General features: G+C 71.2%; 17 protein-coding genes and 1 tRNA gene. 7 read left to right on the top strand and 11 right to left on the bottom strand.

All coding sequences use genetic code 11. From position 1 onward, the window contains the following. Positions 1-38: 38 nt before the first annotated feature. A complete protein-coding gene (cobF, locus tag EJ357_RS40915) occupies positions 39-821 on the bottom strand; it encodes a precorrin-6A synthase (deacetylating) (RefSeq protein WP_126396895.1) in 783 nt (260 codons plus the stop codon). Positions 822-962: 141 nt separating this feature from the next. After that, positions 963-1478 carry a DUF309 domain-containing protein gene (locus tag EJ357_RS40920; protein WP_126396897.1) on the bottom strand — a complete coding sequence of 172 codons (516 nt, stop codon included), beginning with the start codon at positions 1476-1478 and terminating at the stop codon, positions 963-965. Between the two features lie 101 nt (positions 1479-1579). Between EJ357_RS40920 and EJ357_RS40925 the strand changes: the two genes are divergently transcribed. Next, positions 1580-1656 (top strand) — tRNA-Pro (locus EJ357_RS40925). Between the two features lie 63 nt (positions 1657-1719). On the opposite strand, the gene EJ357_RS40930 is transcribed toward EJ357_RS40925, so the two are convergent. Continuing rightward, positions 1720-2109: a nuclear transport factor 2 family protein gene (locus EJ357_RS40930; protein ID WP_126396899.1), complete on the bottom strand. Its 390-nt coding sequence runs from the start codon at positions 2107-2109 to the stop codon at positions 1720-1722. Between the two features lie 80 nt (positions 2110-2189). Here EJ357_RS40930 and EJ357_RS40935 point away from each other — a divergent pair, with 80 nt between their 5' ends. From EJ357_RS40935 to EJ357_RS40950, 4 genes are all read left to right on the top strand, one after another. Beyond that, positions 2190-2996, top strand: coding sequence for a helix-turn-helix domain-containing protein (locus tag EJ357_RS40935; protein WP_228472764.1), 807 nt, complete (start codon positions 2190-2192; stop codon positions 2994-2996). A 74-nt stretch (positions 2997-3070) separates the two neighbouring features. Then, positions 3071-4411, top strand: coding sequence for an L-lysine 6-transaminase (gene lat, locus EJ357_RS40940; protein WP_126396901.1), 1341 nt, complete (start codon positions 3071-3073; stop codon positions 4409-4411). 29 nt (positions 4412-4440) lie between these two features. Continuing rightward, complete coding sequence (locus EJ357_RS40945) at positions 4441-5994, top strand: aldehyde dehydrogenase family protein (RefSeq protein WP_126396903.1); 1554 nt, start codon at positions 4441-4443, stop codon at positions 5992-5994. Beyond that, positions 5991-8168 carry a thiamine pyrophosphate-dependent enzyme gene (locus EJ357_RS40950; protein WP_126396905.1) on the top strand — a complete coding sequence of 726 codons (2178 nt, stop codon included), beginning with the start codon at positions 5991-5993 and terminating at the stop codon, positions 8166-8168. The genes EJ357_RS40945 and EJ357_RS40950 overlap by 4 nt, the downstream gene beginning before the upstream one ends. 135 nt (positions 8169-8303) lie before the next feature. Here the strand turns inward: EJ357_RS40950 and EJ357_RS40955 are convergent, their stop codons facing one another. The 5 genes from EJ357_RS40955 to EJ357_RS40980 all read right to left on the bottom strand — a co-directional run bounded on the left by EJ357_RS40955 (position 8304) and on the right by EJ357_RS40980 (position 13610). Next, on the bottom strand, positions 8304-9056 hold the full coding sequence (locus EJ357_RS40955; RefSeq protein WP_228472765.1) for an ABC transporter ATP-binding protein: 753 nt from the start codon (positions 9054-9056) through the stop codon (positions 8304-8306). Next, on the bottom strand, positions 9053-9877 hold the full coding sequence (locus tag EJ357_RS40960; RefSeq protein WP_126396907.1) for an ABC transporter ATP-binding protein: 825 nt from the start codon (positions 9875-9877) through the stop codon (positions 9053-9055). The genes EJ357_RS40955 and EJ357_RS40960 overlap by 4 nt, the downstream gene beginning before the upstream one ends. Then, positions 9874-11187: a branched-chain amino acid ABC transporter permease gene (locus tag EJ357_RS40970; RefSeq protein ID WP_175647702.1), complete on the bottom strand. Its 1314-nt coding sequence runs from the start codon at positions 11185-11187 to the stop codon at positions 9874-9876. The genes EJ357_RS40960 and EJ357_RS40970 overlap by 4 nt, the downstream gene beginning before the upstream one ends. A 2-nt stretch (positions 11188-11189) precedes the next feature. Continuing rightward, positions 11190-12236 carry a branched-chain amino acid ABC transporter permease gene (locus tag EJ357_RS40975; protein ID WP_126396909.1) on the bottom strand — a complete coding sequence of 349 codons (1047 nt, stop codon included), beginning with the start codon at positions 12234-12236 and terminating at the stop codon, positions 11190-11192. A 111-nt stretch (positions 12237-12347) separates the two neighbouring features. Next, the gene (locus EJ357_RS40980) at positions 12348-13610 is read right to left on the bottom strand and encodes a branched-chain amino acid ABC transporter substrate-binding protein (RefSeq protein ID WP_126396911.1); all 1263 of its coding nucleotides are present in this window, start codon (positions 13608-13610) and stop codon (positions 12348-12350) included. Positions 13611-14366: 756 nt separating this feature from the next. Here EJ357_RS40980 and EJ357_RS50620 point away from each other — a divergent pair. After that, positions 14367-22211, top strand: coding sequence for a type I polyketide synthase (locus tag EJ357_RS50620; RefSeq protein WP_126396915.1), 7845 nt, complete (start codon positions 14367-14369; stop codon positions 22209-22211). Between the two features lie 27 nt (positions 22212-22238). Beyond that, positions 22239-23711, top strand: coding sequence for a tryptophan 7-halogenase (locus EJ357_RS41000; protein WP_126396917.1), 1473 nt, complete (start codon positions 22239-22241; stop codon positions 23709-23711). A 7-nt stretch (positions 23712-23718) separates the two neighbouring features. Here the strand turns inward: EJ357_RS41000 and EJ357_RS41005 are convergent, their stop codons facing one another. The 3 genes from EJ357_RS41005 to EJ357_RS41015 form a co-directional block, all read right to left on the bottom strand. Next, positions 23719-24156 (bottom strand): VOC family protein, encoded by a 438-nt coding sequence (locus EJ357_RS41005; RefSeq protein ID WP_126396919.1) that lies wholly within the window; start codon positions 24154-24156, stop codon positions 23719-23721. Positions 24157-24161: 5 nt separating this feature from the next. Then, positions 24162-25058, bottom strand: a complete 897-nt coding sequence (locus EJ357_RS41010; RefSeq protein ID WP_126396920.1) for a helix-turn-helix transcriptional regulator — start codon at positions 25056-25058, stop codon at positions 24162-24164. A 61-nt stretch (positions 25059-25119) separates the two neighbouring features. Beyond that, on the bottom strand, positions 25120-25509 hold the full coding sequence (locus tag EJ357_RS41015; RefSeq protein ID WP_126396922.1) for a VOC family protein: 390 nt from the start codon (positions 25507-25509) through the stop codon (positions 25120-25122). Between the last annotated feature and the right edge of the window lie 299 nt (positions 25510-25808).

Below are 25808 nucleotides of genomic sequence, written 5' to 3' on the forward strand. Positions count from 1 at the left end.
GCGGCGAGCCCCGCCCCGACCGAATACCTGCCGGGCTCCTACTGCTCCTTGTGCTCCTTCGGGTTCCTGCGCAGCAGATACGTGTCCATGATCCAGCCCTTGCGCTCGCGGGCCTCGGCACGCAGTCGCTCGATCCGGGGCGCGGCCTCGGCGATCGGGCCCGAGGCGAGGATCTCGTCCGGTGTACCTATGTACGCGCCCCAGTAGATGTCGATGTCCTGGTCGGCGTACCGCCGGAAGGCCTGGTGGGCGTCGAGCATGACGACCACGTCGTCCACGTCCTCCGGGAAGCCCTCGGCCAGCCGCCGCCCCGTCGTGATCTGAACGGACCGGGCGACGCGGTTGAGCCCCGTCCGATGCCGGGCGACGAGCGCGGAGACGCTGCTGATACCGGGCACGACGTCGTACTCGAAGTCCACCGCGCCCTTGTCCAGGACCTCCTGGAGGATCCCGAGCGTGCTGTCGTACAGCGCGGGGTCGCCCCACACCAGGAACGCACCCGTCTCGTCCTTGCCCAGTTCCTCGGTGATCAGTCGCTCGTAGATCCCGGCGCGGGCACTGCGCCAGTCCCCGACGGCGGGGGAGTAGGCGGCACCCCCCGCGGAGCGGTCACGCTCCGGGTCCCGCGCCTCGACGACCCGGTACGTCCCCTCCGGTATGTGCGCGTCCAGCATGTCCCGGCGCAGCTGCGTGAGGTCCGACTTCACCTCGCCCTTGTCGAGGATGAAGAACACGTCCGTGCCCCGCAGCGCCCTGACGGCCTGCAGCGTCAGCTGCTCCGGGTCGCCCGCCCCAATACCGATGACATGAATCTTTCGCACACCCCGAGTCTGCCCCACGCCACTGACAACGCGGGCACCGCGTCCGAGGCCGGGGCATGTGTGCGCGTGCCGGGCGGCTCTCCGAGGGGCACGGGCACGCGCTGGCCACCCGCTCTCTCGCGGGCGGAGCCGCCTCCCGCCTCACGCCAACAGCCGCGGCGCCCGTGCCTTCGCGTCCACGGCCCCGGCGTCCCGCTCCACGTCCTCCGCCACCGTCCGCGCCCACCCGGCGAGCCCGGTCAGATCCATCCCGTACGGCTGTGCGCGCCCCGAGACCGACGCCCACTCCTGGACCGCCCCGGCCCCGCGCCGCAGCAGCCGCGCCCCGCCCGTGACGTTGCCCCGGGCCGCGTGGGTGAGTCCCACCGCGAGCTGGGCCAGCCCCCGCCACAGGGTCCGTTCCTCCTCGGGCCCCGACTTCCAGGCGTCCTCGAAGACCTCGTGCGCGTGGAAGGGCTTGCCCGCGTCGAGCAGTTCCTGCGCCTCCGCGACGCTCTGCTCGGGGGTGCGTACGACACCCTCGGGCTGCCGCTCCACACCCTCCGCCCCATAGGGCAGGGGGCGCCCGAGCCCGTCCCGCGGTCGGGCGTTGCGCGCCCGCCCCTCGTCGTCCCTGTCCCGCGCACCGGCCGGCCTGCCTGAGGATGTACTGCCCATACGTCGATTGTCCCGCCTTGCCCCCGCCCGCTGCGAAGCGGCCCTCTGCGTGGGGTAAAGTGCTGTTCGCGCGATCACGCGGTTCACCGCGCGAGACGCACCGGGACGTGGCGCAGCTTGGTAGCGCACTTGACTGGGGGTCAAGGGGTCGCAGGTTCAAATCCTGTCGTCCCGACCAGCTTTGATGCAGGTCGGAGGCCGTTCTCCTGCTTGAGGAGGGCGGCTTTTCGCTGGGTGGCGGTCAGCCTCCAGCGGGCTCCCACCACACCAGATTGGCGGCCGCCCGGGCCGTCGGCTCGATGATCTCCCAGCACTCGGCGACCAGCCCCTCGTCGATCCGCCAGATGTCGACGACCGCGACCTCCGGCCCGGCATCGGGGAGCCGTCGCCGCGAGTGCATCACGACGTGATCACCGTCGGCCAGCAGGTGACGGACCTCGACCCGCATATCGGCGAGCGGGACGAGTGCCGCCTGGACAGCGGCCAGCCACTCCGCCTTGGTCGAGGAGGTCGCGTCCGGCCGGTGATGGACGAAGTCCTCGCTCAGCAACGGTTCGAGCGCGTCGACGCTGCCCGTCTCCATCAGTTCCGCCAGTGCCTGTTCCACCATGCTCTTGTTGTCCGTGGTCATGGACTCAGTGTTTCCGCGGCCGCAACGGTTGTCGATGAAACCGGACTTCATGGCGTACGGCCCCAGGATGAGTACTCTCGATGCCCGTGCATACGGTCGGAGACCTCTTGCGGCAGTGGCGGCACCGCCGACGACTCAGCCAACTCGATCTCGCGATCGCGGCCGATGTCTCGGCTCGTCACGTCAGCCTGGTCGAGACGGGCAAGTCCAACCCGAGCGCCGACATGGTCCTCCGGCTCGCGGACCAGCTCGATGTGCCGTTGCGTGATCGCAACCGGCTGTTGCTCGCGGCCGGCTTCGCGCCCCGGTACGCCGAGCGGCCACTTGACGACGACGCGCTGTCGGCGGCCCGGGACGCGGTCGAGAGGGTGCTTCGCGCGCATGAGCCGTACCCGGCGGTGGCCTTCGACCGCCGGTGGAACATCGTGATGACCAACCGCGCGGTCGAGCCGTTCTTCGCGGACGTCGACCCCGAGCTGCTACGGCCGCCGATCAGCCTGGTGAGGCTGGGACTGGACCCGCGCGGGTTCGCCCCTCTGGTCGTCAACCTGGACGACGTGCGTGCGATGTTCCGCTCCCGGATCAGACGGCAGCTCGCCCTGGCACCCGACGCCGAGCTCGCCGCGCTCTATGAGGAACTGCTGGAGCCCGACTCCGAGGACGCATCGAGCCGATCGGCCGAATCCGACGTCGTGATCCCGATGATTCTTCGTTTCGGCGGACGAGAACTGCGGCTGTTCTCGACCATCACCACGTTCGGTACGCCCATGGACATCACGCTGGACGAGGTCGCGATCGAGTCGTACTACCCGGCGGATGCGGAGAGCGCTGCTTACTTCGAAGAGCATCTGCCCGTGCGCGAAACCTTGCGGCCGTTTTCGCGGTAGACCTAAAATAATTTCGCCGCTACTCGTGATCCGCGAAAGATCTCCCGTGACCCGCTGTCGAGAGTAGGTGCTCCATGACGGTTGCCGCTGCGTCCACGGTCCACCCGGACGAGGTGCACGAGAGACTCGGCCGCCATGTGCTGACCGACGGTTTCAAACTCGTGCTCGACCCGCTCGCCAGTCAGGGCTCGTGGATCGTCGACGCGCGCACCGGTGAGAAGTTCCTCGACCTCTACTCGTTCTTCGCGTCCGCTCCGCTGGGACTCAACGCGCGGGGCATCGTGGACGATCCGGAGTTCATGACCCTGCTCGCGCAGGTGGCGGCGAACAAGCCCGCCAACCCCGACATCTACACCACGCACTACGCCGAGTTCGTCGAGACGTTCGCCCGGGTGCTGGGCGATCCGGAGCTGCCGCGACTGTTCTTCGTCGAGGGTGGGGCGCTCGCCGTCGAAAACGCACTCAAGGCGGCATTCGACTGGAAGAGCCGCCGCAACGAGGCCGCAGGCCGCTCACCCGAGCTCGGCACCCAAGTGCTCCACCTTCGACGGGCCTTTCACGGCCGCAGCGGTTACACCCTCTCGCTGACCAATACCGAGCCGGGCAAGACGGCCCGTTTCCCGAGGTTCGACTGGCCGCGCATCGACGTACCCGCTGTGCGGTTCCCCCTCGAGCACCACCTTGCCGAAGTGGAGGAGGCCGAGCGACGGGCCCTGGAGCAGGCGAGGCGAGCGTTCGAGGACAACCTGCATGACGTCGCCTGCTTCATCGCCGAGCCGATCCAGGGCGAGGGCGGCGACAACCACATGCGCCCGGAGTTCCTCCAGGCGATGCAGGCGCTCTGTCACGAGTACGACGCGCTGTTCGTGCTCGACGAGGTGCAGACCGGGGTGGGGATCACCGGCACCACCTGGGCCTACCAGCAACTGGGCCTCGAGCCGGATATCGTCGCTTTCGCCAAGAAGGTCCAGCTCGGCGGCGTCATGGCCGGCCGCCGGGTCGAGCAGGTACCCGACAACGTCTTCCGGGTCTCCGGGCGGATCAACTCCACCTGGGGCGGTGGGCTGGTCGACATGGTCCGGGCACGCCGCATCCTGGAGATCATCGAGAGGGACGATCTGGTGGCCAATGCCGCTGCCGTGGGAGCGTGGTTCCTGGCCGAGCTACGTGATCTCGAGGTCCGGCACGCACCGGTGGTGTCCAACTCGAGGGGCCGCGGACTGATGAGTGCCGTCGATCTGCCTGACATGGGCGTCCGTGACGAGGTCATACGCCGGTTGCGAACCGAGGAGCAGGTGATCGCATTGCCGTGTGGCGAGCGTTCGGTGCGCTTCCGCCCTGCCCTGTCCATCACCCAGGGCGAGCTGGAAGTCGCCCTGCGGGCCCTCGACCGGCTGCTCACCGGCCTGCACTGAACCCCTACCAGCCGACAAGGAGCAAAGTCATGGCCCGTTCCGTCGCCTCGATCGTTGCCGGCCGCATGGTCGCCGGCGCTCCCGGCGGGACTCTCCAGCGCCCCAATCCCGGCCGTACCGCTGAGCTGGTCACCGAGGTCTCGCTCGGGGACGCCGCCACGTTCGCCGAGGCCGCCGGGGCGGCGAAGGCGGCTCAGCGGGCCTGGGTGGACGTCCCGGCGCCGGTGCGCGGATCCGCGATCGGAAAGATCGGCCGGCTCGTCGAAGCCAACAAGGACCGGCTCGCCCGCATCGTGACCGAGGAGATCGGCAAGCCGCTGGCGGAGGCACTCGGTGAGGTCCAGGAGATCATCGACACCTGCGACTTCTTCCTGGGCGAGGGCCGCCGGCTGTACGGGCAGACGGTGCCCTCGGAGATGCCTGACAAGCAGCTGTTCACCTTCCGCAACCCCATGGGCGCGGTCGCGGTGATCACCGCGGGCAACTTCCCGGTGGCCGTGCCGTCCTGGTACCTCGTGCCGGCGCTCGTGACCGGCAACACCGTGGTGTGGAAGCCGGCCGAGTACGCCGCCGCGAGCGCCCACGCCCTCTACGAGCTGTTCGTCCACGGAGGCGGCCTGCCCGACGGCGTACTCAACCTCGTACTCGCCGACGGGGAGCAGACGTACGCCGGTCTGGAGGCCTCCCTGGAGGCCGGTCTTGTCGACAAGGTCGGCTTCACGGGGTCCACGCTCGTCGGCAGGAAGATCGGCGCCCTGTGCGGAAGCCACCTGCAGACCCCGTGCCTGGAGCTGGGCGGCAAGAACCCCCAGGTGGTCACCCCGAGCGCGAACCTCGATCTGGCGGTCGAGGGGGCGTTGTTCTCCGGCTTCGGCACCGCGGGGCAGCGCTGCACCTCCCTCGGGACGGTCATCGTCCACGAGTCGGTGCACAAGGACTTCCTCGCCCGCTTCGACGCCGCGAGCCGGGCGGCCCGGATCGGCGACGCGTTCGAGGACGTCCTCTACGGCCCGATGCTCGACGAGCGGTTCGCGCGGCGCTACGAGACCTTCCTCGGCTGGGTCAAGGACCACCACCGGACGTACGGCTCCGACGGCGTCGGGCGGATCACGGCCGGCAACCCGCGCAAGGGCTTCGTCGGGGATCCCGAAGCGGGCATGTTCTACCACCCGGTGATCGTCGACGGAGTGCGCCGCGACGACGACCTGTTCCTCACCGAGACCTTCGGGCCCATCGTCGGTGTGACCACCTACCGGGACTTCGACGAGGCCGTGGAGCTGGCCAACGCCCACGGCTACGGGCTGTCCGCCGCGATCTACACCACCGATCCGCACGAGGTGTGGACGTTCCGGCGCGGCACCTCCGCCGGCATGGTCAGCGTCAACAACACCACCTCCGGAGCCGAGGCACACCTTCCGTTCGGCGGCAACGGCAAGTCGGGCAACGGCAGTCGCCAGTCGGGGCAGTGGGTGCTCGACCAGTTCACCCGCTGGCAGTCGATGAACTGGGACCACTCCGGCCGGCTGCAGAAAGCGCAGATGGACGTGGCCACGCTCGAACCCGACATGTCGTTCCGCCTGTGAGCGGCGTCGAGGACCTCGACCGGCACTTCCGCGAGGCGGTGGCCGCTCTCCGACCTGCCGCCCACGCCGCCGGCCCACTGGACACCCGTACCGCACTGGACCTGTTCGACGCCCAACTGGAGAGCCGCCACACCGACGCCGCGGCGCGCTGGATGCAGCAGCAGGGCCGTGGCTACTACACCATCGGATCGAGCGGGCACGAGGGCAACGCCGCCCTCGCCCTCGCGTTGCGTCCCACCGACCCGGCGTTGCTGCACTACCGGTCCGGAGCCTTCTACTGCGCCCGCGCCCGGCAGGCCGGCGGCGTCGACGCGGTCAGGGACATGCTGCTGGGGGCGGCCGCCGGGGCCGACGAGCCGATCGCCGGTGGACGGCACAAGGTGTACGGGCGTCGTGAACTGGCCGTCATCCCGCAGACGTCGACCATCGCCTCCCACCTGCCGCGGGCAGTCGGGGTGGCGTGGAGCATCGCGCGCGCCAAGCGGCTCGGGGCCGAGTGCGCCTGGCCCGGCGATGCCGTCGTCTGCTGTTCCTTCGGTGACGCCTCGGTCAACCACTCCACGGCGGCGGGCGCCATCAACAGCGCCTGCCACGCGGCCTACCAGGGCATCCCGATGCCCGTGCTGTTCGTCTGCGAGGACAACGGCCTGGGGATCAGCGTGCCGACGCCGCATGACTGGGTGCGGCGCGCCTACGGCAACCGGCCTTCTCTCGCCTACTTCGCCGCGGACGGGTGTGATCCGGCAGCCGCCTTCGACACCGCGTGCGAGGCAGTGGCCCATGTACGCAAGAACCGGCAACCGGCGTTCCTGCACCTGTCGATGGTGCGGTTCCTCGGCCATGCGGGCTCGGACGCCGAAGCCGCCTACCGGGTGCCTTCCGAAGTCGCCGCGGATCTGCGACGCGACCCGCTGCCGGCCACTGCCCGGCTGCTCACAACGACCGGCGTCCTCACCCCGCAGCAGGTTCTCGACCGGTACGACGAGGTGGCCGGACGGGTGTTCGCCGTTGCCAAGGAGGCCCTCGACAGCGAGCCCCTGACCACCGCCACGCAGATCGCCGCCCCCATCGCACCCCGCCGTCCCGACCTGGTGGCGGCTGCGGCACGCCGTACGAGCGAACCACCCGCAGTGCCCGTGGGTGAGCCCGTCACCATCGCCCAGGCCATCACCCACACACTCGCCGACCTGCTCAGCAGCCACCCGGAGATGGTCGTCTTCGGTGAGGACGTCGGCCGCAAGGGCGGGGTCTACGGACTGACCCGGGGACTGCAGCGGCGTTTCGGCACCCCTCGGGTCTTCGACACCCTGCTCGACGAGCAGGCCATCCTCGGCCTCGCGCTGGGAGCGGGGCTGTCCGGACTGCTGCCCGTGGCGGAGATCCAGTACCTTGCCTACCTGCACAACGCCGAGGACCAACTGCGCGGCGAGGCCGCCACGCTTCAGTTCTTCTCCCAGGGCCAGTACCGCAACCCCCTTGTGGTGCGCATCGCCGGTTACGGCTACCAGCGCGGGTTCGGCGGTCACTTCCACAACGACAACGCGCTGGGCGTTCTGCGGGACATTCCCGGTCTGGTCATCGCCTCTCCGTCCCGCCCCGACGACGCCGCCGCGATGCTTCGCACCTGTGTGGCGGCCGCGAAGGTGGACGGAACGGTCAGCGCCTTCCTCGAGCCGATCGCGCTCTATCACGCACGAGATCTCCACGCGGAGAGTGACAACGCCTGGCTCGCCGCATACCCATCGCCCGCAGAGCACGTACCGATCGGCCGGGCACGCACCTACGGCACAGGCACGGACCTGACCCTCGTGACCTTCGGCAACGGCCTGCGCATCTCACTTCGAGCCGCACGCCGGCTGGAGCAGCAGGGCATCGCGTGCCGGGTCGTCGACCTGCGCTGGCTGGCCCCCTTGCCGGTCGACGACCTGCTGCGGGAAGCTCGTGCGACGGGACGCGTCCTCGTCGTCGACGAGACCCGCCGTACGGGAGGCGTGTCAGAGGGAGTCGTCACCGCCCTGGTCGATGCCGGATTCACCGGCGCGGTCCGACGGGTCGCCGGCCGGGACAGCTTCATCCCGCTGGGGCAGGCAGCGCAGTTGGTCCTCGTGTCCGAGTCCGACGTCGAGCGCGCTGCCGATGAACTGCTCTCAGCAGGCCCGCATGCTCACCGGTGACGGCTGGTCAGGCCCCAGCGGGCCCCGGTGATCTCGACGCGCGCCGCGTATGTCGCTTCGGGCTGCGAGGATCCGGTCGAGGTCACGGATGCCGTCTGCGCGGCGCCGCGCAGACGGCATCCGTGAACCTCCGATTCAGCCGCCGAGATAGGCGTTGACGATCTCCTCGTCCTCCGCGAGTTCGGACGCCGGCCCATGAAGCTTCAGCGCTCCGGATTCCAGGACGTACGCGCGGTCCGCGATCTCCAGGGCGGCCAGCGCGTTCTGCTCCACGAGCAGCACCGTGGTGCCCTGTTCGCGGATCCTGGTGATGGTCTCGAAGATGACGTCGACCAGGACGGGGGCGAGCCCCATGGACGGCTCGTCGAGCAGCAGCAGCTTCGGCTTCGCCATCAGCGCCCGCCCCACGGCGAGCATCTGCTGCTCGCCGCCCGACATGGTGCCGGCCTTCTGACCGATGCGTTCCCGCAGTCGCGGGAAGAGGTCGAGGACCATCTCCCGGTCCCTGGCGATCTCTTCCTCGTCCTTGCGCAGGAACGCGCCCATGTCGAGGTTCTCGTCCACGGTCATCCGGGGGAAGATCCGTCGGCCCTCCGGTGAGTGGGCGATGCCCCGCCTGACGACCTCGTGGTCCGGTGCGCCCCCCAGGTCCTCGCCCTGGAACCTGATGCTGCCGTGACGCAGCGGGAGCAGGCCGGAGATGGCCCGCAGGGTGGTGGACTTGCCGGCGCCGTTGGAACCGATGAGGGTGACGATCTCACCGGGGTGGACCGTCAGCGACAGGCCCTTCACCGCGGCGATGTTGCCGTAGTAGACGTGGATCCCGTCCAGTTCCAGCATCGGCTCACCGGCGTCGGTCGCGCCGCCCGGTGCGCTGGTACCGCTCATGCGCTCTTGCCCCTTCCGGACTTTCCGAGGTACGCCTCGATGACCCGCTCGTCGTTCCTGATGTCGTCGGGGCCGCCCTCGGCGATCTTCTCCCCCCGGTCCAGGACGGTGATCCGGTCCGACAGCTGCATGACCACGCTCATGTCGTGCTCGATGAGCAGGACCGACAGGTCCTTCTCCGCCCGCAGCCGATGGACGAAGTCGGTGAACCGGGCCGACTCCTGCGGGTTCATGCCGGCCGTCGGCTCGTCGAGGAGGAGGACGCTGGGCCGTAGCGCGAGCGCCCGGGCGATCTCCAGTCGCCGCTGGTCGCCGTAGGAGAGGCTGCGGGCGTACTCGTCCGCGAACTTGCCGATCCCCACGAAGTCCAGCAGCTCCCTGGCGAACTCCCGGGCCTGAAGCTCCTCGCGGCGCTGCCTGCGGGTGCGTACGACGGTGTGGAACGGCCCCGACCTGAGCTGGGAGTGCATGGCCACCTTGACGTTCTCCTCGGCCGTCATCAGGCCGAAGAGGCGGATGTTCTGGAACGTACGGGCCATGCCCAGCCCGGCGATCCGGTGCGGCACCAGGTTGGTGATGTCCTTGTCGCCCAGCACCACCCGGCCGCTGGTGGTCCGGTACAGACCGGTGAGGACGTTGAAGAACGTCGTCTTGCCGGCGCCGTTGGGGCCGATGAGGCTGACCACCGACCGGTCGGGGATGGTGAAGCTCACGTCGTTGACGGCCACCAGGCCCCCGAACTTCACGGTGATGTTGTCGGCGTGCAGCTTCGGCGGGGCGTCCGCCGCCTGCCGCGGTGTTTCCTGCGAGGCGGTCGTCATACCGTGCTCCCTGCCTTCTCCCCGAGCCCGTCCTCGGTGTCCTCGGTGCCGGGGGCGGCCACCGCCTCCCGTTCGGCGTCCTCGGCCTCCAGCGCCTCGTCCAGTTCGGGTGCCGACTCCTCCATGTCGGCGCCCAGCGCCTCGCGTTCGGTTCGGCTGGGTTCGCGCAGCACCAGCTTGGTGCGTGCCTCGGGGAGGATGCCTTCCCGCCGGAAGATCATCATCAGGACGAGGATGCCGCCGAAGAGGAGGTAGTTGTACGAGGGGAAGTTGATGTCGGTGCCGAAGCTCTCGTTGAAGGTGTTGCCGAACTGCGGCAGACCAGTGGAGTTGATCCAGGCGAGGACGAGGGCGCCGAGGGTGACGCCCCAGACGTTGCCCATACCGCCGAGCACGACCATCGCGAGCAGTGTGATGGAGATCGAGAAGTTGAACCGGTCGGGCAGCACGCCTCCCACATGGGTGGCGAAAGCGACACCGGCCAGACCGCCGGCCACCGCCCCGACGGCGTACGCGGAGAGCTTCGTACGCATCAGCGGTACGCCCATCATGCCGGCGGCGAGTTCGTCCTCGCGGATGGCGAGCCAGGCGCGGCCGAGCCGGCCCTCGCGCAGCCGCAGCGAGATGAACATGACGAGCGCCGCGATGCCGACGAAGATCAGGTACTTCCACACCAGGTCGAACGGCCCGAGTTCGACCGGGCCGAAGCTGATCGGGTCGACCGGGGTGATGCCCTTGGTGCCGTTGGACAGGTTGAAGCCGCCGATGTCCTCGCCGTTGACGAAGACCTGCGGGATGATCTCGCCGAAGCCCAGCGTCACCAGGGCGAGGTAGTCGCTCTTCAGTCGAAGGGTCGGCGCACCGATGATCACGCCCCACAGGGCGCAGAACGCCGCGCCGATCAGCAGCACGAACCAGAAGTTGAAGTGGATGCCGGGCAGCGTCGGCAGGCCCCCGCCGAAGACATGGATGTTGACCTGGTGGAAGAAGCCGGACATCAGCCAGCCGGCGGTGTAGCCGCCGAGCGCCCAGAAGGCGACGAAGCCCAGGTCCAGCAGGCCGGCGTAGCCGACCACGATGTTCAGGCCGAGGGCGCAGATCACCCAGACCAGGGCCTCGTTGACCGAGGTGAGCGGGAGCCAGGTCTGGAAGAACTGCTGCCCGTCAGGGCCCAGGCCGGGAACCAGGTAGTAGTACGCGAGGAACACCGTGGCGGCCGCCGCGGTGAAGCCGAGTGGCCAGCGCAGGTGGTGCGCCACGGGCAGTGCGGGCCGTCGCCGGGCCGCGCCGGTTTTCGTCTCGTAGCCCATGGCTACACCTTCTCCGTGGTCGGCCGGCCCAGCAGGCCCTCGGGCTTGAAGACCATGAGCAGGATCAGGATGGTGAAGACGACGGTCTGGGACCACTTCTGGCCGAACCCGAGGGGCGCGCCGTCGTTGATGCCCTGGATGAGTCCGATCAGGACGCCGCCGAGCACCGCCCCGGTGATGTTGCCGATGCCCCCGAGAACGGCGGAGGTGAAGGCGATCAGGCCCATCTGGAAACCCAGGTTGTATGCGGTCGTGCCCACGACCTGCTGGTACATCACACCCGCGGTACCGGCCAGCGCTCCACCGATGAGGAAGGTGAAGGAGATGGTCCGGTTGACGTTGACGCCCATCAGGCGGGCCGCGTCCTGGTCCTGGGCCACGGCCCGCATCGCCTTGCCCTGCCGGGTGCTGGTGACCACCCAGCGCAGCAGTAGCAGGACCGGCACCGTGACGGCCACGACGACGAGCAGGCTGTAGCTGACCCTGAAGTCACCGATGCCGAACGAGCCTTCCGGGAAGACGCTCGGCCACTGCTTGGGGGTCGAGCCGTTCCACTTCAGGCCGATGAACTGCAGGATGAAGCTCATGCCGACGGCCGTGATCAGGGGGGCCAGCTTGGGGGCGCGCCGCAGGCGCCGGTAGGCGAGGAACTCGATCGAGACGTTGACGCCGCCGCAGAAGACCATCGTGCCGACCAGGGTCACCAGGAACAGCACCCAGCCCATGAGGTTCGACTGGTCCTGGCCCATGACGGTGGTCAGCAGGAATCCACTGCACAGCGCGCCGAGCATGAACAGGTCGCCGTGGGCGAAGTTGATCAGCTCGATGATGCCGTAGACCAGGGTGTAACCCAGCGCGATGAGTGCGTAGAGCATGCCCAGGTTGAAGCCCTCCGCGCTCGCGGAGAAGAACTGGGACGGTGACGTGATCAGATTGGCGCCGAGCCAGATGACGACGCCGAGAAGAATGACGTAGGTGGCGTACCGCTGGATGAGCGCCTTGCGGTCGATCGCGGTCGGGGCCACCACGGTTGTGGCGGTTGCAGCCATGAAGTTCCTCGTGGGTGAGGGGATGTACGAAGGGGGAGACGGAGGACGCCGTGCCGGGGCGGGCACCGCGGGGTGGTGCTGCGCGGTGCCCGCCCCCGACCTGCTGTCAGATCAGCCGACCGGCCACGACTTGTGGAACTTCTCCGTCTTGCTCTCCAGATGGAGCACCGAGACGTCGATGACGTTGACGTCACCCGTCTCGGGGGAGACGGACATCTCCTTGCCCACCGCCGACTCGTCGGCCGGGATGGTGATGCCCTCACCCTCGAACACCGCGTCCCGTACGCCCTTGCGGGTGCCGTCGGACTTCTCGATGGCCGACAGGATCACCTGCAGGGCCTCCACGCCGTACAGGGCGTAGTTGCTGGCGGGGTCCTCGCCGTACTTCTTCTTGTACGCGTCGAGCAGCTTGGCGCCCATCCCGCCCTGCTCGCGCAGGGACTCGGAGGCCAGGCCCATGAAGGTCATGTACGACCCCTGGGCCTGGGCCAGTTCGTCGAACTCGGGGTAGCCGGTGAAGCCGTCGGGCGCGAGGACCTTCACCTTCTCGTTGTCGCCGAGGACCTTGACCTTGTCCTTGATGAGCTGGCCGCCGTTGTTGTCGAAGATCCCGCCGAGGAAGACACAGTCCGGCTTCTTCGCCTTGATGCTGGTGAACAGGGCGGTGTAGTTGGGCTGCTTGGCGTCCCAGGGTTCGTTGCCGAGCACCGTGATGCCCTGCTTCTCCGCCTCCTCGGCGAACGCCTTGGCGACACCCTGACCGTAGGTCTGGTTGTCGTTGAGGACGTAGCACTTCTTCACGCCGAGGTCCTTCGCCACGAACTGTGCGCCCGCCGCACCCTGGTAGTCGTCGGTCGCGATGACGCGGGCGTAGTTCCGCTTGCCGTTCGGGAAGTATTTCTCGGGCTCGCCCGGGTCCCAGGCCTTCGTCAGACCGGGGTTGGTGTTCGCGTGCGACACCATCAGCATGGGGCCCTTGGGGTCCGCGTTGAGCACGGGGACCTCGAGCTTGGCGCAGCCGGAGTTGTAGGTGCCCATGACGGCGACCTCGCTCGCGTTGGCCACATGGTCCTGGGCGTTCTTCGCGCAGGTCGCGTCGTCCCAGGCGCCCTTGGCGGCCGTCGAGTCGTCGTAGACCTTGAGCTCCACCTTGTACTTGCCGGCCTTGCCGCCGACCTGCTCCAGGTAGAGCTTCATTGCGTTGACCGTCGCCTCGGACGCGTCTTTCGAGGCACCCTGAAGGGGCAGGTCGACACCGACGACGAGCGTGTCGCCGGCCGTCTCGTCAGCGCCTCCGGAGGCACTGCCACCACAGGCGCTTGCCGCGAGCCCGGCCACAGCGACCATCGCCACGAATCTGGCTGATCTGTACATCCCACTCCTCGATTGCCGCAGGTAGGGGGAATCTGCGGCCCGTGTGTTACGTGGGCGTTCTCGTGAATGTTTCGTATTGGTGGACAATCGATCGTTATCGAACGGCTATTTTCAGGCGAGGTTGGTGAAGATCCGTTACGGGAATGGGGGGCGACCCGCCGACGACCCTCGAGCCCGTGCGCCAGCGCGCCATCGGTCACGCGCTGCGCGACGAGGGGGCGCCCGGCGGGCGTGCCGGGCCGGATCGGCGTCGGTGAGCGCCGAGCCGAGTGCGGTGGCGATGTCCTGCGGCGTGGCCGCGAAACGGGCGGCGGACCCGAACACCTCGCGCAGCACCGGCAGTTCTCGGACGACCAGCGGGACGCCCGCGGCCAGAGCGGCTCTCTTGCTCAGTTCGGGCGTCCGATCAGCAGGCTCGCACTGCACACCGTGATCGGTGATATCCGTCTGCCGAACTCGAAGTCCTGTGAGGGCCCTTTTGCGTGCGGGTCGTTTCCCCCGTCCCCCGTCCCCCGTCCCCCGTCCCCCGTCCCCCCGTCCCCCGTCCCCCGTCCCCCCGTCCCCCGTCCCCCGTCCCCCCGTCCCCCCGTCCCCCGTCCCCCCGTCCCCCGTCCCCCGTCCTCCGTCCCCCGCGTCCCTGGGCATTGACGCTGCCTCACTCACATGATCATTGCCCGGATGCGATCTTGACGGGACGCCCGAAGTCGACGTAGATCGGACTGACACGGGGCGGACGCTCGACGGGCAGGAGGCTCGATGGGGGCTGGGGAAGCGGGCGGGCTCCGGGCTGTGCCGGAGTTGCTGGCCGGGAACGCGTTACGGCAGGGTGAGAAGGTCGCGTTCGCCGATGACCGGCGCGCGGTGAGCTGGGCCGAACTGGAGCGCCGGACCGCCGGGTTGGCGGTCGGACTCGGTGTCGGGCGCGGTGAGCGCGTGGCGTTCTGCCTGGACAACAGCGTGGAACTGGTCGAAGGCCTGCTCGCCACGGTCCGGGCCGCCGCAGTCGGCGTGCCGCTGAGTCCGCGCGGCACCGACGCGGAGCTCGCGGCGCTTTTGGCCGACTGCGATCCGGCCGTGCTGGTCACCGACCGGCGGCAGTTGTCGAGGGTCGCCCGATTGACCGCCGGGCGGGCAATTCGCCTGGTGGTGACCGGTGAGGGCACCGCACCGGACGACGTCACCCGCTTCGAGGAACTCGCCGCAGGGCATGCGGCGGTGCCCCCTCGTGACGACCTCGGGCTGGACGAGCCCGCATGGCTGCTCTACACCTCCGGCACCTCAGGGACATCCAGGGCCGCCGTGGCGAGCCAGCGGTCCGCGCTGTGGTCGTCGGTCGCCTGCTACGTGCCGCGGCTGGGGCTGTCGGAGGCGGACCGGCTGCTGTGGCCGCTGCCACTCGCGCACACCTACGCCCACTCGCTGTGCGTACTGGGCACGACCGTGGCCGGGGCGGGTGCGCGGATCACCGCGGTCGCGGATCCGGCCGAACTGGTGCGGCTGATCGGCGAGTTCGGGCCGACCGTGCTGGGCGGCGTGCCGCTCACCTACCGCCAGTTGCTGGACGCCGGGCTGGGCGCGGTGCCGTCGCTGAGGCTGTGCGTCAGCGCGGGTGCGCCCAGCGAACCGGGCCTGCGGGACGAGGTGGAGATGCGGTTCGGCGCCCCGCTCCTCGACGGCTACGGCAGTACCGAGACCTGCGGCAAGATCGCCATGGAGTCGGTGCGCGGGCCGAGGGTGCGCGGCAGCAGCGGACCGCTCGTCCCCGGCATGGAGGTCCGGCTGGTCGATCCCGACAGCGGCCGGGACGCGTCCGGCGCGGAGGGGGAGATCTGGGTGCGCGGGCCCGGCGTCATGCTGGGCTACCACAACCGGCCCGAGGAGACCGCCGCGGCGCTGCGCGACGGCTGGTACCGCACCGGCGATCTGGGCCGGCTCGTCGAGCACGGGTGTCTGACGGTCACGGGCCGGGTGAACGACCGGATCGTGCGCGGCGGCGAGAACGTCGACCCGGCCGAGGTCGAGCAGGTCCTGCGCGGCCTGCCCGGGGTGCTGGACGCGGCTGTGGTGGCACGTGCCCACCCACTGCTCGGCGAGGTGCCGGTGGCGTTCGTCGTCCCGGCGGAACCGACGGTCGAACCGGCCGCTGTGCTGCGGGCCTGCGCCGCCGTGCTGTCCGCGCACAAGGTGCCCGAGGAGGTCCTGTTCACACCGGCCGTGCCGCGTACCGCCGGGGGCAAGCCACGGCGAGCGGTCCTGCGCGAGACGCTCGCCGAACGCCCGGCCGAGCCGGAGCTCGCGCGGCTGTCCGGCCGTACGCCCGGCGAGCGGCGGGCCACGCTGGTCGACCTCGTGTGCGCGGAGACCGCGGGGATCCGTGGGACGGCCGCCGATCCCGGCACGGCGTTCGCCGATCTCGGCCTGACCTCGATGGACGCGATGTCCCTGTGGCACAGGCTCAGCCTGCGCACCGGACTGCGGCTGCCCGCGACGCTGGTCTGGGACCACCCGACCCCGGCCGCGGTCGCCGCCCACCTCGACACCCGGTTGCACGGCAGCGCACCCACGACGGCACTCCCACGCCGTGGCCCGGTGGCCGAACCGGTGGCGATCGTGGCCGTCGGCTGCCGCTACCCGGGCGGCGTGAGCTCGCCCGAGGAACTGTGGCGACTGGTCGCCGACGGCGTGGACGCCACCGGCGAGTTCCCCGGCGACCGAGGCTGGGACGTCGACGCCCTGCACGATCCCGACCCCGACCGGATCGGCACCACGTACACCCGTCGTGGCGGCTTCCTCCACGACGCGGCGGACTTCGACCCCCTGTTCTTCGGCATCTCGCCCCGGGAGGCCCTGGCCACGGATCCCCAGCAGCGGCTGCTGCTGGAGGTCGCCTGGGAGACGCTGGAGCGCGCGGGCGTTCCGGCGCCGTCGCTGCGCGGCAGCAGCACCGGTGTGTTCGTCGGCCTGATGCACGCCGGATACGGCAGCGGGGTGTCGCCGCACGAGCTGGAGTCGCACATCGGCGTCGGCTCGGCGGGCAGCGTGGCGTCCGGCCGGATCTCCTACGTCCTGGGCCTGCGCGGCCCCACCATGACCGTGGACACGGCCTGTTCGTCCTCCCTGGTCGCGATGGACCTGGCCGCCGCGGCGCTGCGGGCGGGTCAGTGCACGCTCGCGCTGGCCGGCGGGGTGACGGTGCTGTCGAGCCCGCAGCCGTTCGTCGCGTTCAGCCGCCAGCGGGCGCTGTCACCGGACGGCCGGTGCCGCTCGTTCGCGGCGGGCGCGGACGGTACGGCGTGGGCGGAGGGGGTGGGCCTCGTCCTGCTGGAGAAGCTGTCGGACGCCCGGCGCAACGGCCACCCCGTGCTGGCCGTGCTGCGCGGCTCGGCGGTGAACTCCGACGGCGCGTCGAACGGGCTGACCGCTCCCAACGGCGAGGCTCAGCGGGAGCTGATCCACCTGGCGCTGGCCGACGCCGGACTGCGCCCGGCCGACGTCGACGTGGTCGAGGGACACGGCACGGGGACCGCGCTCGGCGACCCGATCGAGGCGGGCGCCCTGCTGGCCACCTACGGCCAGGACCGCGAAGCCGCCGACCCGGTGTGGCTGGGCTCGGTCAAGTCGAACCTCGGGCACACCCAGGCCGCGGCGGGCGTTGCGGGCGTGATCAAGATGATCGAGGCGATGCGGCACGGCGAACTGCCCGCATCGCTGTACGCGGACCAGCCGTCGCCGCACGTGGACTGGTCCACCGGGGCCGTGCGCCTGCTCGACCGGGCGCGCTCCTGGCCGCGGCGCGAGAGGCCGCGCCGGGCGGCGATCTCCTCGTTCGGTATCGGCGGCACCAACGCGCACGTGATCATCGAGGAGCCGTCGGACATCGACAGCGGGGTCTCGGACATCGACAACGGTGTCGAGGGCGGCGTCGGCTTCGGTGCGGGTGAGGGAGCCCGTGAGGGTGCCGGCGTCGGCGTCGGGCGAGGCTCGGCCCAGCCCGCGCGCCCCTGGCCGGTCGTCCCCTGGCTCGTCAGCGGCAGCGACGAGGCCGGCCTGCGCGCCCACGCCGGGAGGCTGGCGGCCGCGCTGGCCGACGCGACCGACGAGACCGCGCTGGACATCGCGTACTCCCTGGCGACCACCAGGACGCCGCTGCCCCGCCGCGCGGCCGTCCTGGCCACCGGCGCAGAAGGCCTGATCGCCGGACTGCGCGACCTGGCGGACGGTGCCGACAGCCCGGCGTTCGGCCCCGCGCTTCACCGGAGCACCGCGCGTGCCCGTCCGCGGGTGGCGCTGCTCTGTGCGGGCCAGGGCGCGCAGCGGCCCGGCATGGGCCGTGAACTGGCGGCGGCCTTTCCCGTGTTCGACGCGGCCTTCACCGAGCTGTGCGAGGCGTTCACCCCGTGGCTCGACCGGCCCCTGCGGGAGGTGATCGACGCCCCCGACGGCGCCCTGCTGGAGCGCACCGACTACGCGCAGCCCGCGTTGTTCGCCTTCGAGGTCGCTCTGCACACGCTGCTCTCCGCATGGGGCGTACGACCGGACTTCCTGGTCGGCCACTCGGTGGGTGAGCTGGCCGCCGCCCATGTCGCGGGCGTGTTCTCCCGTGCCGACGCGGTACGGCTGGTGGCCGCGCGGGGCCGTCTCATGGCGGCCCTGCCCGGCGGCGGAGCGATGATCGCGGTGCGCGCATCGCTCACCGAGGTGACGCGCCTGCTCGACAAGGCCGAGGTGCCCGGCCGGGTCGCGGTGGCGGCGGTCAACGGGCCCGAGTCCGTGGTGCTCTCCGGCGACGAGGACGCGGTGACCGCGCTGGCCGCCCGGATCGGCCGCCCGGCCACCCGGCTGCGGGTCAGCCACGCCTTCCACTCGCCGCTGCTCGCCCCGATGCTGGACGAGTTCCGCGCGGTCGCCGAATCGGTGGACTACCGACGCCCGGCCGTGCCCGTGGTGTCCACGCTGACCGGCCGTCCCGAGACGGACGCACTCACCACCGCCGACCACTGGGTACGGCAGGCACGAGAAACCGTGCGGTTCGCCGACGCGGTGGGCCTGCTGGCGGACGCGGGCGTGACGGCGTTCGTCGAGGCCGGACCTTCGCCCGCGCTCAGCGTGTCGGCCGAGGAGTGCGTACCACCGGACGCGGGCGCGGTGTTCACCTCGTGCCCGGACCCAGGCGGAGCGCTGGCGGCCCTGGCCGCCCTGCACGTGCACGGAGTGCCGGTGGACTGGCGGGCGGTGTACGCGGACAGCGGTGCCCGCGCATACCGCCCGCTGCCCACGTATCCCTTCCAGCGGCAGCGCTACTGGCTGGACGCCGTCCGGCACCGGGTCCCCGCCGGTCATCCGCTGATGGGGGAGCCGCAGCCGGATGCCGACGGGCCCGGGATCCGGCACACCGCAGTGCTGTCCCACGCCCGCCTGCCCTGGCTCGCCGACCATGTGATCGGGGATCGGGTCCTGGCACCCGCGACGCTGTTCGCAGAGCTGGCCGGCCGCGCGGCCGGACCGTCCGATGCCGTCCGGCTGGCCGAACTGGCCTTCCTGGAGCCGCTGTTGCTGCCTCCGGCGGATCCGGTGCGGGTTCAGGTGGTCGCCGGCGCGACGGACGGGCAAGGGCACCGCCCGGTCACCGTCTGGGCCCGCACGGCAGACACCACCACCGGGCCCTGGACCCGGCACGCCACCGCGACGCTCGCCCCGGCCGGTCCACCGCCCGTCCCCGCGTACGGGGCGTGGCCGCCCGAGGGCGCCGAGGAGATTCCCGTCGACTATCCACGGCTCGCCGCGTACGGCCATGACTACGGCCCGGCGTTCCGTGCGGTGACGGCACTGTGGCGCCGGGACACGGACCTCTTCGCCGAGCTGACGCTCCCGCCCCGGGAAGCGGCGACCGCCGGGTCGTACAGCCTTCATCCCGCCCTGCTCGACGCGGCGCTGCACGCCGCGCTCCTGGCCCGGCAACCGGACGAGCCGCGGGCCCCGCTCGCCTGCACCGGCGTGACCGTGTACGCGACCGGAGCCACCGCCGCACGGGCCCACCTGCAACGGCTCGGCCCGGACGAGCTCCGCGTCACGCTCACCGACCCGGCGGGCCGTGCGCTGGCCACCGTCGAGTCGGTGGTGACACGGCCGATCCCGGTGCAGGACGCGGCCGGCGCCGCCCGCCCGTACAGGATGGCCTGGAAGGCCGTTGCTCCTGCCTCCCCTGCCACGCCGACGACCTCTGCCACCGGCCCCTCCGTCGGCGACACCGACCCGGATCACGAACTGCTCGACGTCGCACAGCTGTCCACCGCCCAGCCCGAAGGCACCGACCTTCCCGGTCGCGTACGGGGACTGGTCACGGCCGTGCTGGAGCGGGTGCGCGAGTGGACGTCGCAGGCGCGGCCGGGCCGTCTCCTCGTGCTCACCCACAACGCCACCGGGGACGATCCCGACCTGGCCGAGGCCGCGGTCGCCGGCCTCGTGCGCAGCGCCCAGTCCGAGCACCCCGGCCGGATCGTGCTGGTCGACCGCCGCGGCGGGACCGCTTCGCCGGCGGTCCTGGACGCGGCGCTGCGTACCGGCGAGCCGCAGGTCGCCCTGCACGACGGCGGCATTCTGGTGCCGAGACTGACCGCCGCGGATCCACCGTCCGCCGCGCCGCCCGACCTGGACCCCGAAGGGACGGTGCTGATCACCGGCGGCACCGGCGCGCTGGCCGCGAGCCTCGCTCGGTACCTCGTCGCCGAACGCGGGGTGCGGCACCTGCTGCTGGCCGGTCGCAGCGGCCGTGTCCCGGCGTGGACGACCGAGTTGCCGGCGGACGTGCGGGTGGTGGCGTGCGACGTGAGCGACGGGGCGGCCGTCGATGCCCTCGTCGAGTCCTGCCGACCGGCGCTGACCGCGGTGTTCCACCTCGCCGGAGTGGTGGACGACGGCGTGGTGGACGGCATGACACCCGAGCGGGTGGCGGGCGTGCTGGCGCCGAAGGCGGACGCCGCCTGGCATCTGCACGAGGCGACCAGCGGCCTCGACCTGTCCGCGTTCGTGCTCTACTCCTCGGCGGCCGGTGTGCTGGGCCGGCCCGGGCAGGCCAACTACGCGGCGGCGAACGCGTTCCTCGACGCGCTCGCCCTGCACCGGGCCGCGCGCGGGTTGCCCGCGCAGGCACTGGCCTGGGGCCCGTGGGTGACCGAGGGCGACGAAGGCATGGCAGGCCGGGTCGCCCCGCAACGGCTCGGCGAGGGCGGCGTCCGGGCGGTCGCCGAGTCCGAGGGCATCGACCTGCTCGACGCCACGCTGCGCACACCCGAGCCGGTGCTCGTGCCGGTCCCCCTGGACCCGACGACCGCGAGAGACCAGGCCACGCCGCCGGTTCTCGCGGACCTGCTGCCCGGCCGTCCGGCTCGGACCGCACAGCCGGTCACCGCCGCTGCGGCCGTCCAGCAGACGCCGGGCGGCTGGCGCGACCGGCTGGCGGCCGTTCCCTCCGACCGTCGCGAAACCGAGCTCGCCGAGCTGATCCGTGCCGAGCTGGCGGCCGTACTGGGCTTTCCGGACGCGGCTTCGTTCCCCGTCGACCGCGAGTTCACCGAGCTCGGCTTTGACTCACTGACGGCCGTCCAAGTCCGCAACCGGCTCAGCGCGTTCACACGGGTCCGGCTGGCGCCGACGATCGTCCTCGAGCACCCCACGCTGCCCGCCCTGGCCGCGCACGTCCACGCCGCCCTCCGCGACGTCGGCGGCCTGCCACAGACCGGGACCGAAGCCGAGTCACGGACCACGGCCGACGGCGGCATGGCGAACAACGCCCGGTTCGGCACCGTCTACCATCGCGTGCTGCGCGAGCAGGGGCCGCTGGAGGCCATGGCGCTGCGCCACTTCGCGTCGTACGCACTCCCGACCTTCTCCGCGGCCGACCGAACCCGGTACACCGCCCCGCCGGTCCGGCTCGCCCACGGCGACGGCGCCGCGCTGGTCTACCTTCCGGACTACCTGACGCCGACCCAGCGCGTCCCGATCGGCCTGGCGAAGCAGTTCGACGGCGAACGCGACCTGTTCCTGCTGGAGCATCCCGGTCTCGGTGCCCACCGGGGGATCCCGGACAGCGTGGCCACGCTGGTAAGGGCGCACGCCGACACGGTACGCGACCTGTCCGCCGGCCGGCCGCCGGTCCTCGTCGGCTACTGCGCCGGCGGAGCGGTCGCGCACGCCGTGGCCCGGCATCTCGCGCGGGAGGAACAGCCACCGGCCGGAGTGGTCCTGCTGGACTCCCACGTCGGCGTCCTGCGCCGCGACGACGCGCGGGGGCTCGCCCTGATGGCCGCCGGCGCGGCCCTGCCGGAGGACCTCATCGACCGGTTCGACGACTCGCTGCTGATGGCGGGAGGCGGCTACGCGCGCGTGCTGGAGCAATGGCGGCCCGAACCGTCACCGGTCCGCACGCTGCTGCTGCGCGGCCGCCCGACCGCGCACATGCGGCGGACCGACCCCGACGGGGACTGGGACCCCCACTGGCCGCTGCCGCACGACACCGCCGACATCCCCGGCGACCACTACTCCCTCGTCCACCACGACGCCGACACCACCGCCGCGGCGATCCGCGCCTGGCTGACCGCGTAGCACCCCCACAAGAACAGGAGACCCTGGATGAACCCGGACTACGACCTGATCGTCGTGGGCGGCGGGCCGGCCGGCTCGACCGCCGCGACCGTCGTGGCCATGCGCGGGCACCGGGTGCTGCTGCTGGAGCGGGAAACCTTCCCCCGGTACCAGATCGGCGAGTCGCTGCTGCCCGCCACCGTGCACGGCGTCTGCCAGATCCTCGGCGTCGCCGACGAGGTCGCCAAGGCCGGGTTCACGCTCAAACGCGGCGGAACCCTGCGCTGGGGCCGCGACCCCGAGCCGTGGCAGTTCTCCTTCTCCATGACGCCCCGCCTGCCCGAACCCACCGCCACCGCCTTCCAGGTGGAACGCTCCCGGTTCGACGAGATCCTGCTGCGCAACGCCGGCAGGGCGGGCGTCGAGATACGCGAGGGCAGCCCGGTGCGCCGCGTCCTCGCCGACGGCGAGCGGGTGCGCGGCGTCGAGTACACCGACCCCGACCGGACCCTACGGACGGCGTACGCCCCGCACGTCATCGACGCCTCCGGCAACACCAGCCGGATCCACGGCCAGGTCGGCGGCACGCGCGTGTACTCCGACTTCTTCCGCAACCTCGCCGTGTTCGGCTACTACGAGGGCGGGCAACGGCTCCCCGAGCCGAACAGCGGCAACATCTTCTGCGCCGCCTTCGACGCGGGCTGGATCTGGTACATCCCGCTGCGTCCCGACCTGACCAGCGTCGGCGCGGTGATCTCGCCCGAGCACATCCCCGCCGTGCAGCGTGATCCGCGCGCCGCCTGGCAGGACATGATCCGGGCCTGCCCGGACGTCGACCGGCTGCTGAGGGGCGTGCCGGTGGCCACCGATCCGCCGTACGACCGCGTCCGGGTGCGCAAGGACTACTCGTACTGGAAGAAGTCCTTCTGGACCCCGGGCATGGCGCTCGTCGGCGACGCGGCGTGCTTCGTGGACCCGGTGCTGTCCTCGGGCGTGCACCTGGCGACCTACGGTGCCCTGCTCGCAGCCCGCGCGGTCAACGCCGCCCTGGACGGCAGCGTGCCGGAGTCGCGCGGCTTCGCCGAGTTCGAGGCCCGCTACCGGCGCGAATACGCGGTGTTCTACGAGTTCCTGATTGCCTTCTACGACATGGAGCAGGCGGAGGAGTCGTACTTCTGGGCGGCGAAGAAGGTCACCGAGGTCGACCTCGGCGAGGCCGCCGCGTTCGCCGAACTCGCCGGTGGACTGGTGTCCGGCGACAGGTCCGTCGTGGGCCCGGAACAACTCGGCGACCACTGGCGCGCCGCGGCGGCCGAACTGGACGGTGCGGTGGGCCGGTTGGCGGCCGCGGACGACCGCGTCAACCCGCTGCTGTCGGCCCGCGTCGTCGGCGAGACCTTCCGCACCGGCAACGACCTCCAGGAACAGGCCCTCTACGGCGGTCCCCTCGACGCCCCGGCGCCGAGCGCCCCCGGCTCACTCGCCGTCACCGCGGACGGCCTGTCCTGGACGCCCGCGTGAAACGGTCTCAGTCGGCCTGGCGGGGCTCGCCCGGGTAGGTGCCGAAGGACCACTTGTTGCCCTCCGGGTCGGCGATGGCGAAGTCGCGGCTGCCGTAGGGCTGGTCCTCGATCTCGCGAATGATCTTCACGTCGGCGTCCTTGAGACGCCGGTGGAGATCGTCGACGTGTTCGGTGACGACGTACGCCCCGAAGGTGCCCGGCTGCAGGGACCATGACGCGCTGCCCGGTTTGTGCGAGCCGAGCATGATCCCGCCGCCCTCGGGCCAGTCGAGCTGGGCGTGCGCGACGAGGTCGCCGTCCTGGTACACGGCGGTGCGCCGGAAGCCGACGGTGCCGACGAGGAAGTCGATCAGCGCGGGGGCGTCGTGGGCCTGGAGCGTCGGCCAGACGCTGGGGGCGCGCCGGTTCCGCGTGGTCCGTGTGGTGTTCGCAGTGGCGTTCATGGCTCTTACTCTTCGCCGTTGCGGTGGCCGCCGGCTTGGATATTCCGGCACTCTTCGGCCAGCCAGCCGGTGGGGCTCAGGTCGGTGTACTGCCTGAAGTCCCGCACCAGGTGGGAGTGGTCGTAGTAGCCGCAGTCGGCGGCGACCCGTGCCAGGTCCGGTGCGTGGCCCGCGGTGACGGCCCGGACGACGGCGGAGCGTGCGTGCTGGAAGCGGATCAGCCGGGCGGCCTGTTTGGGGCCGATGCCGGTCTCGGCCCGGAACAGGGTGGTCAGCCGGCGCGGGCTCAGCGCCACATGGGCGGCCAGTCCGTCCAGCGTGCCCGCGCCCCGGTGCCGGGCCAGCCAGGCCCATGCCTCGCGGACCTCGGGCCGTACCTCGGTGGTGCGCCCGGCCGCTGCCGCGCGCCGCTGGAGATAGCCGGTCACCAGGGCGAAACGCTCGCTCCATGTTCCCTGCGCGCACAACCGCTCGTGGATCTCCCACGCGTCCCGGCCCAGGACGTCCGCACCCGAGGCGACGAGTTCGTCGGAGAGCTCCCCCGCGGGCATGCCGAGCAGCCTGCGGGCCGCCAGCGGATGCACGGACAGCTGGATGCCCGCCTCGTGCTCCGGCTGCAGCACGTACGCCGGACGCTGACGCAGCCCGCCCACCACGATGTCCGTCCGCGCGGCGTCGGCCGAGTGCACCTGCTCGGGGGTGTGGCCACTGACCACGGGACCGTCGAGCGAGAAGATGAGCGTGAGGTACGGGGAGGGCAGCCCTCGGTGGAGGGCGGGTCGCACACCCGCGGATCGGTAGCCGACCGCGGAGACCACCATGCCGTCCAGGTGCGGCGCGGCGCGGACGAACTCGCGGACTTCTCCGGGCGGCTCGGATTCCCGGCCGGTAGGGGCGCCCATGCGGCCAGTATGCAGCCGCCCCGACTGGTGGGGCCACAGCTCGCCGACCGGCGGGCCCGGGTCAGTTCTCCTGGAGCACCGACAGAACGTTGCCCGCCGGGTCCGTGAACCAGGCGATCGCCGCCGGCCCCTCGGGGCCCCGGACGATGCCCTTGTCGTCGGCATCGAACCCCGGGTAGCGCTCCATGGTCACGCCCCGCTGCGCCAGCCCGTCGACGGCCGCCTCGACGTCGTCCACGGGGAAGTTGAGGATCGTGAAGCTCGCGGGGGTGTGGTTGTCCTTGGGGTAGACAAAGACGCTTGCGCCGGTGCCCAGCTTGATCGTGAGCATCCTCATGTCGCCCTCCCCGGTCTCCTCCACCGAGAGGCCGAGGGTCTCGCCGTAGAACTCACGGGCCCTGCCGATGTCGTCGACCGAGAAGCTGCTGAACGCCTTCGACTGTCCGAACATGCCGTCGTCTCCTTCGCCTGAGCCGTTCGGTATTTCCGAGGCCACACCCCAGCGGACCATCACCCGGGCCACGGCACGCGGGCTGTCGTCCGGATGGTCGCCGCGTGTCACCTTCAGGGTGCGATCGGCTGCCGGTGGTCGGGGTGATGCGGCCGCCGGGTCCAGGCGACGGCGACCCGTGGGTCCGGTAGGTCTCGCAGTCCGGAAGCCGCGTCGGAGGCCGCTTCAGCTCGGCCACCTGGGCGGGGACGTCGTCGCAGAGGACCCCGTGGTCCAGTCCCGCGCGAAGTTCCGGTAGG

Source organism: Streptomyces cyaneochromogenes (assembly GCF_003963535.1).
Taxonomy (GTDB): Bacteria; Actinomycetota; Actinomycetes; order Streptomycetales; family Streptomycetaceae; genus Streptomyces; species Streptomyces shaanxiensis.

Excerpts from the sequence above, each read along its gene's own strand:
- EJ357_RS40920 (WP_126396897.1), bottom strand. The coding sequence starts at position 1,478 with ATGGGCAGTACATCCTCAGGCAGGCCGGCCGGTGCGCGGGACAGGGAC.
- EJ357_RS40930 (WP_126396899.1), bottom strand. The coding sequence starts at position 2,109 with ATGACCACGGACAACAAGAGCATGGTGGAACAGGCACTGGCGGAACTG.
- EJ357_RS40935 (WP_228472764.1), top strand. The coding sequence starts at position 2,190 with ATGCCCGTGCATACGGTCGGAGACCTCTTGCGGCAGTGGCGGCACCGC.
- lat (WP_126396901.1), top strand. The coding sequence starts at position 3,071 with ATGACGGTTGCCGCTGCGTCCACGGTCCACCCGGACGAGGTGCACGAG.
- EJ357_RS40945 (WP_126396903.1), top strand. The coding sequence starts at position 4,441 with ATGGCCCGTTCCGTCGCCTCGATCGTTGCCGGCCGCATGGTCGCCGGC.
- EJ357_RS40955 (WP_228472765.1), bottom strand. The coding sequence starts at position 9,056 with ATGAGCGGTACCAGCGCACCGGGCGGCGCGACCGACGCCGGTGAGCCG.
- EJ357_RS40960 (WP_126396907.1), bottom strand. The coding sequence starts at position 9,877 with ATGACGACCGCCTCGCAGGAAACACCGCGGCAGGCGGCGGACGCCCCG.
- EJ357_RS40970 (WP_175647702.1), bottom strand. The coding sequence starts at position 11,187 with ATGGGCTACGAGACGAAAACCGGCGCGGCCCGGCGACGGCCCGCACTG.
- EJ357_RS40975 (WP_126396909.1), bottom strand. The coding sequence starts at position 12,236 with ATGGCTGCAACCGCCACAACCGTGGTGGCCCCGACCGCGATCGACCGC.
- EJ357_RS40980 (WP_126396911.1), bottom strand. The coding sequence starts at position 13,610 with ATGTACAGATCAGCCAGATTCGTGGCGATGGTCGCTGTGGCCGGGCTC.
- EJ357_RS50620 (WP_126396915.1), top strand. The coding sequence starts at position 14,367 with ATGGGGGCTGGGGAAGCGGGCGGGCTCCGGGCTGTGCCGGAGTTGCTG.
- EJ357_RS41000 (WP_126396917.1), top strand. The coding sequence starts at position 22,239 with ATGAACCCGGACTACGACCTGATCGTCGTGGGCGGCGGGCCGGCCGGC.
- EJ357_RS41005 (WP_126396919.1), bottom strand. The coding sequence starts at position 24,156 with ATGAACGCCACTGCGAACACCACACGGACCACGCGGAACCGGCGCGCC.
- EJ357_RS41010 (WP_126396920.1), bottom strand. The coding sequence starts at position 25,058 with ATGGGCGCCCCTACCGGCCGGGAATCCGAGCCGCCCGGAGAAGTCCGC.
- EJ357_RS41015 (WP_126396922.1), bottom strand. The coding sequence starts at position 25,509 with ATGTTCGGACAGTCGAAGGCGTTCAGCAGCTTCTCGGTCGACGACATC.